General features: G+C 71.7%; 2 protein-coding genes and 1 pseudogene. All 3 read left to right on the plus strand.

What is annotated here, in order from left to right:
* A partial coding sequence (gspM, locus tag ACSAMQ_RS20470) for a type II secretion system protein GspM (protein WP_435397422.1) occupies positions 1 to 436 on the plus strand: 436 nt, incomplete at its 5' end.
* A complete protein-coding gene (locus tag ACSAMQ_RS20475; protein ID WP_435397423.1) occupies positions 426 to 1,253 on the plus strand; it encodes a type II secretion system protein XpsN in 828 nt (275 codons plus the stop codon). The genes gspM and ACSAMQ_RS20475, both read left to right, overlap by 11 nt.
* Before the next feature lie 9 nt (positions 1,254 to 1,262).
* Positions 1,263 to 1,795: pseudogene (locus ACSAMQ_RS20480) on the plus strand (hypothetical protein); the annotation flags it as partial.

The following is a 1,795-nucleotide window of genomic DNA, read 5'->3' on the forward strand; positions in this document are numbered from 1 at the left end:
GCTGCAGGCCAGCCGCCCCGGCTTCCTGCCCGAGGCCACCGCCGAACTCGCCACCGCCGGCCTGGTCCAACGCCTGGAGACGGTGGTGCTGGAGGCCAGCCCCGGCAACCGCAGTTGCGGCATCGTCAATCGCTCGCCGCTGGCCGAGCCGCGCCGCGACCGCTACGCGCGCGTGGTGGTGCAGGTGCGCCTGCGCTGCGGCGCGCCCGAGACCGCCGCGGTGCTGCATTCGCTGGAAAGCGGCTCGCCGCGGCTGTTCGTCGGCAACCTCAACCTGCTGTCGACGCGCGGCTATTTCGTCCCCGGCACCGCCGGCCCGGCCAACGACGGCGGCCTCGACGTCAGCTTCGATCTGTACGGCTACCTGCGCCCGGGCCCGGCGTCGGCGGCCGCTCCCAATGCCAACTCCGCGGCGGTGACTTCCAATGCGCCTTGACGACGCCAGCCCGCGCACCTGGTTGCTGGCCACCGCCGCCGGCTGGGCGCTGTTGACCTGGGTGCTGGCGCTCGCCGGCATGGGCCGTAGCGTCGATCCGCTCGACGAAGACCCCAGCCTGGTCAAGGCGCTGCCGCAGGTGCGCAAGAGCGCGCCCGATACGCTCGGGCCCTTGAGCAAGTACGCCGAGATCGCCGCGCGCCCGCTGTTCGTCGACGACCGCCGGCCCAAGCCGTTCTTCATGCAGGGCAAGGGCGAGGGCGAAAACCAGGCGGCCGCGTTCGATTACCTGCTGACCAGCGTGTTGATCACCCCGCAACTGTCGATGGCGTTCCTGCAGCCGGCCGACGGCAGCGAATCGGTGCGGGTCAAGCTCGGCGAAGTGCCCGAGTCGCACCCGGCCTGGCGCCTGACCTCGCTGGAGCCGCGCCGCGCCGTGTTCGAAGGGCCCGAAGGCCGGCGCGAACTCGACCTGCGCATATTCAACGGTCAGGGCGGCGAGCCGCCGACCGCGATCGCCGCGCCGCAGCCGGGCGCCGGGCCGCAACCGGGCGCGCGTCCGATGCCTCCGCCGCCGTCGGTCCCGCCGCCGCCGCAACCGCAGTCCAATCGCGTCCCGAACATCTCGCAGGTGCCGCCGGCCCCGCAGATGCCGACTCCGCAGAACAAGCCCAACGAAGCCGGACCGACCGACAACAACGCATCCGCCCCGCTCACCGAGCAGGCGCAGATGGAAGCCATCCGCAAGCGGATCGAAGCGCGTCGCGCGCAACTGCGGCAGCAACAAGCCGCTCAACCACCGGCCAACACGCCGTAGAGTGAACGCATGAAGCTACGTCCCCAGCAATACGCCACCCACGCCCTCGCCGCAGCGGTCATCGCCACGCAACTGGCGTCGTGCGCCAGCGTGATGTCGCCGCGACTGCACCGCGACGGCGATCCGGCCTCTCTCAAGGGACCCCAGGGCGAGGATGCCCGCGCCAGGTTGGTTCGCGACGGCGTCGTCCAGCAGCCGCTGGAGGGGCAGGTCGACGAGGAAGGTCCGCAGGCGCAGATCCGCCGCGGCACCGGCCAGGTCATCAACCGCAGCGCCGCTGCGGCGCCGCCGCCGGGCCTGGGCGCGACCAACGGCACCGCCACCTTCAATTTCGAAGGCGAGTCGGTGCACGCGGTGGCCAAGGCCATCCTCGGCGACATGCTGGGCCAGAACTACGTGATCGCGCCGGGCGTGCAGGGCACGGTGACCCTGGGCACGCCCAAACCGGTCAGCGCCGCCGAAGCGCTGAACCTGCTCGAGATGGTGCTGAGCTGGAACAACGCGCGCCTGGTGTACACCGGCGGCCGCTACAACATCGTCCC

It is taken from the genome of Lysobacter sp. 1R34A, assembly GCF_051217035.1.
Lineage (GTDB): Bacteria > Pseudomonadota > Gammaproteobacteria > Xanthomonadales > Xanthomonadaceae > Lysobacter.

Bases quoted from the DNA above. Each gene is read 5' to 3' on its own strand.
- ACSAMQ_RS20475 (WP_435397423.1), top strand. From the start codon at position 426: ATGCGCCTTGACGACGCCAGCCCGCGCACCTGGTTGCTGGCCACCGCC.